Origin of the sequence: Anaerocolumna sedimenticola, from assembly GCF_009931695.1 — a bacterium.
Taxonomy (GTDB): Bacteria; Bacillota; Clostridia; order Lachnospirales; family Lachnospiraceae; genus Anaerocolumna; species Anaerocolumna sedimenticola.
On the sequence record NZ_CP048000.1, the window covers coordinates 731,364 to 737,500 of the forward strand.

3 protein-coding genes, 9 tRNA genes and 1 rRNA gene (1 of these 13 only partly in view) are annotated in these 6,137 nt (G+C 39.3%); all 13 read right to left on the reverse strand.

The window, feature by feature from the left end; all coding sequences use genetic code 11:
• Positions 1 to 358: 358 nt before the first annotated feature.
• On the reverse strand, positions 359 to 703 hold the full coding sequence (locus tag Ana3638_RS03150; RefSeq protein WP_161836750.1) for a rhodanese-like domain-containing protein: 345 nt from the start codon (positions 701 to 703) through the stop codon (positions 359 to 361).
• Positions 704 to 946: 243 nt separating this feature from the next.
• Complete coding sequence (locus Ana3638_RS03155) at positions 947 to 1,201, reverse strand: hypothetical protein (protein ID WP_161836751.1); 255 nt, start codon at positions 1,199 to 1,201, stop codon at positions 947 to 949.
• Between the two features lie 598 nt (positions 1,202 to 1,799).
• The gene (locus Ana3638_RS03160) at positions 1,800 to 2,315 is read right to left on the reverse strand and encodes a DUF1700 domain-containing protein (RefSeq protein ID WP_161836752.1); all 516 of its coding nucleotides are present in this window, start codon (positions 2,313 to 2,315) and stop codon (positions 1,800 to 1,802) included.
• Between the two features lie 358 nt (positions 2,316 to 2,673).
• Positions 2,674 to 2,745 (reverse strand) — tRNA-Glu (locus Ana3638_RS03165).
• A gap of 225 nt (positions 2,746 to 2,970) precedes the next feature.
• Positions 2,971 to 3,044 (reverse strand) — tRNA-Arg (locus tag Ana3638_RS03170).
• A 41-nt stretch (positions 3,045 to 3,085) separates the two neighbouring features.
• Positions 3,086 to 3,171 (reverse strand) — tRNA-Leu (locus Ana3638_RS03175).
• Between the two features lie 38 nt (positions 3,172 to 3,209).
• Positions 3,210 to 3,282, reverse strand: a tRNA-Val gene (locus tag Ana3638_RS03180).
• 40 nt (positions 3,283 to 3,322) lie between these two features.
• Positions 3,323 to 3,396, reverse strand: a tRNA-Asp gene (locus tag Ana3638_RS03185).
• 16 nt (positions 3,397 to 3,412) lie between these two features.
• A tRNA-Ile gene (locus Ana3638_RS03190) sits at positions 3,413 to 3,486 on the reverse strand.
• Positions 3,487 to 3,489: 3 nt separating this feature from the next.
• Positions 3,490 to 3,562, reverse strand: a tRNA-Thr gene (locus tag Ana3638_RS03195).
• 34 nt (positions 3,563 to 3,596) lie between these two features.
• Positions 3,597 to 3,668 (reverse strand) — tRNA-Glu (locus tag Ana3638_RS03200).
• 89 nt (positions 3,669 to 3,757) lie between these two features.
• Positions 3,758 to 3,829 (reverse strand) — tRNA-Asn (locus Ana3638_RS03205).
• A gap of 80 nt (positions 3,830 to 3,909) precedes the next feature.
• Positions 3,910 to 6,137: ribosomal RNA gene (locus Ana3638_RS03210) — 23S ribosomal RNA — on the reverse strand; it runs 732 nt beyond the window's last position.

Genomic DNA, 6,137 nt, shown 5'->3' on the forward strand with positions numbered 1-6,137 from the left:
TATAAAATAAGAGACAGTAGCATAATTTATGCTTCATCATTTAATTGAGACTATAAATTATGCAGCTGTCGTTGGTTTTAACTGACAATAGATTATAACATATGGAATTAATGTTTGTAAATGCCAATTCATCAAACAAGCTGTATACATTTATTATCTTCTCAAATGAATGCGATTTCTATGTTGGGCAATTAAGCCGAAAATCATGCCTGTTTAAATGAATTTACATAAAATGAATTACGGAAGCCACGAGTGTATATATATTCAATTTAACTGTATCTCCCTCGAACACTATACTTTTTGTTACTCATTCAATAGTATTCACCATAAAGCAAAAATTATCATTGTCTTTCACCTATTACTCGAATGGTCCTCTATAAGCAGGTATACCACCATATATATTCTGCTCTAATGGTCCTCTATACGCGCGTATACCACCATATATATTTTTAACCTGATATCCGTCCTTACTTAATTCTCTTGCTAACAATAAACTTAAATTACCTCTATCACAATATAATATTAACAATTGATCGAAAGGTAATGCATTTTTTCTATTTTCAAAATCCATATATGGAATATTAATGGCTGAGGGTATATGCGCCCTATTATATTCATTTGATTCTCTTAAATCGACGATTAGTACATTATTACTGCCTATGTAATTCTCCACATCTTTTGCTCGAATAGTTTCAAATGTCATTGTCTCACCTTCTATCTTTACTATCATATTCCATTTATTACATATTGTGCACGTGCTATTGGATTGAAACATAATAATCATTATAACTTAGCATTATCGTAATTCTTCATATATTAATATATTCAGAATATTTATTAAGTTTATACTTATTATATGATGGGGCTGGTTTCAGCAGTTTACAAAAAAAAATAATCAAAAAAAGTCTCCATCCTTTTGATGAAGACTAATTTTTCCTACTCTAAACTATCTATCTCTTTCGTTAGCATCACGGAAGTTAGAGGTATTAGCGTTTCTTGAAGTAGTATTGGATGTTGTTGCGTTTCTTGAAGTACCAGTTGTATAATTCTGTGTACTACTTGTAGAGTTTCTTTCATTGTTTCTAGAAGTACCTGTTGTGTTAGAAGTGTTGGCATTTCTAGATGTACTACTGGTTGAAGTATTAGCATTTCTTTCGTTGTTTCTAGTTGTTGTTGCATCATTAAAATTGTTGTTTTCCATTTTAATTGACCTCCTAATAATCGTTTATAATCATGTTTTTCAGATTACATAAACTATTATGAACTATTTCAATTGAAAATATTCATCACAAAATTAAAATGCATTTATGTAGGATATTAAATTAGTTGATAACTCTATTTATGATCTAATTAATATCACAGGTATAATTTACTAAATTTTACTTTCAATTAATAATAAAATTAATAATTAGCCTTTATTAGACTCTTTAACTATTAAAAACGATTACTAAATAATACTATTTAATGATATACTTTAGGAAACTTTTTATTTAGTGCTCTTATTCATTAATCCTTTATCTCCAGGTAAAATTTTTTATAAATTTTCATCTTTTTTTATTGCATTATATCTCTTAATGTATTATAATGTAATTGTGTTAAAGAGATTTCATTCGTGATTCTCCTAACACACTATATAACCCCTTATTAATTATTTATACTCCCCTCATCGAAACGACCGCCTGGCTCCCCCTCGCGGTCGTTTCACTTTGTAAAAAGAATAAATAAAAAAACCCTGAGTTCATTTAAATTAAACTGAATCTTCAGGGTTTTTAATTAATCTAAATTATTTGTCGATCAAATTACCGCCTGTTGTTATTTACTATTAATCTATAACCAAGGTAAACAATTAAAAGAGGTAAACCAACAGTAAAAAATAACTGCAATAATATCCCGCCTATAATAAAAAATAATACAATTAAGATTACGGCGATAACAATAAGAATTACTTTCTGATACCACGTCAATGATGTGCTTAAATTAAATTTAAAACCTTTTCCATAATCGTTGGAATTGTTATCATATTTGCTTTTGTAATCTTGATAGGAACTACCATCAGTAGTCTGTGCATCCTGATAAGCTTTCTCGTGTTTTGAACCGCTGTATAAAGGTCCATGACTAATCTGATAGGTTTCTATAATGGTTTTAGCTATTAATCTGGGATCACCCAGCTGTGCTAAAATTACTTCTTCACTTGTACCGATACTTTTGCTTTTTATATAATCCTCATAAAATCGAATATTACTTGTAATTTCAGAATCGGGGAGTTCTCCGGTTAAGGCAGTTCTTAAACCGTCTATAAATTCACTCTTAGTCATAAATGCCTCCTAACTATACCTGCAATCAAGATCTTTTATACCTAACAGGTTCGTATCTGTGGAATTACTATCTTCTGTATATTCCTAATTAATAAGTATTTCTATTCTAACACATCTTATATAGTGCGTAAATACTACGATTATTAACATTTAATTAAATATAAAATTCCCAATAAATATACACGGCTTTTTACCCGGACGTCATTTGAATATTAATCAGTAACTTTTTACCACATCACAACTAACTTTCAATACAATAAAAAATGACCTAAGCACAAATGCACTTAAGTCTTAACCATACCTATATTAACATTCTCTAAAAAGTTGAATCAATGAGCGAAAACTAAATATTACCAAATGACTCCAAGGGGATTTGAACCCCTGTTACCGCCGTGAAAGGGCGGTGTCTTAACCGCTTGACCATGGAGCCGAGAAATCTATTATAACATAGTATGTCTATTTTGTAAACCTATAATTACTTTTTTTATATATTATTTTACTTACTTTATTTTTATATATTTTAACTTATTTAATTTTATCTTATAGATTCATATCTATGATTATTCCAAGCAAGCTTGCTAATTCTCACTTTGCTTTCGAGGAAATAAAAAAGGCTTAAATACTCTGTATTTAAGTCTTAATCATCTCTAGACTATGTGCGTTAGAGGATTCGAACCCCCGACCTTCTGGTCCGTAGCCAGACGCTCTATCCAGCTGAGCTAAACGCACGTACAACTGACTTTTTATATTGAATCAATTGTTTATTATAATGCCGGCGACCGGAATCGAACCGGTACGGGCGATTAGGCCCGCAGGATTTTAAGTCCTGTGCGTCTGCCAGTTCCGCCACGCCGGCATTTGAACAATTTGTTCAATATTGAATCAAAGATTCAATGGGACCTATAGGGCTCGAACCTATGACCCTCTGCTTGTAAGGCAGATGCTCTCCCAGCTGAGCTAAGATCCCATGGGATTAATTTTAATACATTTCTTTATTATAAAAGAAACGACCCAGAAGGGACTCGAACCCTCGACCTCCGCCGTGACAGGGCGGCGCTCTAACCAACTGAGCCACTAGGCCATATTAATTTATTAAGTGGACCTTCAGGGACTTGAACCCCGGACCGACCGGTTATGAGCCGGTTGCTCTAACCAACTGAGCTAAAGGTCCAAAAGCCGACGATCGGACTCGAACCGATAACCTGCTGATTACAAGTCAGCTGCTCTGCCAATTGAGCCACGTCGGCAAGTTGTAATCGGACGAATCTAAGTATCAAAAAATGACTCCAAGGGGATTTGAACCCCTGTTACCGCCGTGAAAGGGCGGTGTCTTAACCGCTTGACCATGGAGCCGTAATATCAATTATAACATAGAATTAATTCTTTGTCAATCAATATTTATTTTTTATATACTCTTTAAAGTATAACTTTTGGAGTACCAACTCCCCGAGTTGGGCTCGAACCAACAACCCCACGGTTAACAGCCGTGTGCTCTACCATTGAGCTATCGAGGAATAACTACATTTGATAATATCATCCAACAATCTGAAATCTTTCGATTTTCTAGAAATTAGTATTCATGAACAAATACCTTATGGTCAAGCCCTCGACCTATTAGTATTAGTCAGCTCCATGTGTTACCACACTTCCACCTCTAACCTATCCACCTTGTCGTCTTCAAGGGGTCTTACTAGCTTATGCTATGGGATATCTTATCTTGAGGGGGGCTTCACGCTTAGATGCCTTCAGCGTTTATCCCTTCCAAACTTGGCTACTCGGCCATGCACTTGGTAGTACAACCGATCCACCAGCGGTTCGTCCAACCCGGTCCTCTCGTACTAAGGTCAGCTCCTCTCAAATATCCTACGCCCGCGCCGGATAGGGACCGAACTGTCTCACGACGTTCTGAACCCAGCTCGCGTACCGCTTTAATGGGCGAACAGCCCAACCCTTGGGACCTACTACAGCCCCAGGATGCGATGAGCCGACATCGAGGTGCCAAACCACTCCGTCGATGTGAACTCTTGGGAGTGATAAGCCTGTTATCCCCAGGGTAGCTTTTATCCGTTGAGCGATGGCAATCCCACTTTATACCACCGGATCACTAAGTCCTACTTTCGTACCTGCTCCACCCGTCGGTGTCGCAGTCAAGCCTTCTTATGCCTTTGCACTCTGCGAATGGTTTCCAACCATTCTGAGAAGACCTTTGAGCGCCTCCGATACCCTTTCGGAGGCGACCGCCCCAGTCAAACTCCCCACCTGACATTGTCCACTGCCCGGATCACGGGCACATGTTAGAAATCCAATACTGCAAGGGTGGTATCCCAACAGCGGCTCCACCACGACCGGAGTCGTAGCTTCTTTGCCTCCCACCTATCCTGTGCATGCAATACCGAATCCCAGTATCAAGCTAGAGTAAAGCTCCATGGGGTCTTTCCGTCCTGGCGCAGGTAACCAGCATCTTCACTGGTATTTCAATTTCACCGGGTGCATTGTCGAGACAGTGCCCAAATCATTACGCCTTTCGTGCGGGTCGGAACTTACCCGACAAGGAATTTCGCTACCTTAGGACCGTTATAGTTACGGCCGCCGTTTACTGGGGCTTAAGTTCAACGCTTCGGATTGCTCCTAACATCTCCCCTTAACCTTCCAGCACCGGGCAGGCGTCAGCCCATATACTTCACCTTTCGGTTTTGCATAGACCTGTGTTTTTGCTAAACAGTTGCTTGGGCCAATTCTCTGCGGCCTGTATTGCTACAGGCACCTCTTCTCCCGAAGTTACGAGGTTATTTTGCCGAGTTCCTTAACAATGCTTCTCCCGTCGGCCTTAGGATTCTCTCCTCATCCACCTGTGTCGGTTTACGGTACGGGCTTATGAAAAACAATAGCGGCTTTTCTTGGCAGTTAGCTCACCAGCTTCCCTACTTTAAGTTTCGGTCCACTTAACGTCTTCGTATTATCAGACGGATTTGCCTGTCTGACTACTACCCCGCTTGTACCGGTCTTTCCATTCCCGGCTCTGGCTTTCTCTCTGCGTCCCCACAGTTCTGTTTTCATAAGGTACAGGAATTTCAACCTGTTGTCCATCGACTACGTCTTTCGACCTCGCCTTAGGTCCCGACTTACCCAGAGCAGATCAGCTTTACTCTGGAAACCTTGGATATTCGGCCTAGAAGATTCTCACTTCTATCTCGCTACTCATTCCGGCATTCTCTCTTCTTAACACTCCACGTCTCCTTCCGGTAACGCTTCGTCGCAGTTAAGAATGCTCCTCTACCAAAACCTCTGTCCTTCAGATAACCGGAAATAATCCGTAAGGATTATTTCTCATGGCTGTCTGAAAGACAGACATTTTCCACAGCTTCGGTGTCGTGTTTTAGCCCCGGACATTTTCGGCGCAGGACCTCTCGACTAGTGAGCTATTACGCACTCTTTTAATGTATGGCTGCTTCTAAGCCAACATCCTAGTTGTTTTCGAAATCCCACATCCTTTTCCACTTAACACGCACTTTGGGACCTTAGCTGGTGGTCTGGGCTTTTTCCCTTTTGACTACCCAACTTATCTCGTGTAGTCTGACTCCTGATCATCATCTGTATGGCATTCGGAGTTTGATAATCTTCGGTAAGCTTTGACGCCCCCTAGGATATTCAGTGCTCTACCTCCATCAGACTAAATCAAGGCTAGCCCTAAAGCTATTTCGAGGAGAACCAGCTATCTCCGGGTTCGATTGGAATTTCTCCCCTACCCACACCTCATCACCACCCTTTTCAACGGATGTGTGTTCGGTCCTCCACCACCTTTTACGGCAGCTTCAACCTGGA

Coding starts and splice junctions, on each gene's coding strand:
- Ana3638_RS03160 (WP_161836752.1), bottom strand. CDS start 2,315: ATGACTAAGAGTGAATTTATAGACGGTTTAAGAACTGCCTTAACCGGA.
- Ana3638_RS03150 (WP_161836750.1), bottom strand. CDS start 703: ATGACATTTGAAACTATTCGAGCAAAAGATGTGGAGAATTACATAGGC.
- Ana3638_RS03155 (WP_161836751.1), bottom strand. CDS start 1,201: ATGGAAAACAACAATTTTAATGATGCAACAACAACTAGAAACAACGAA.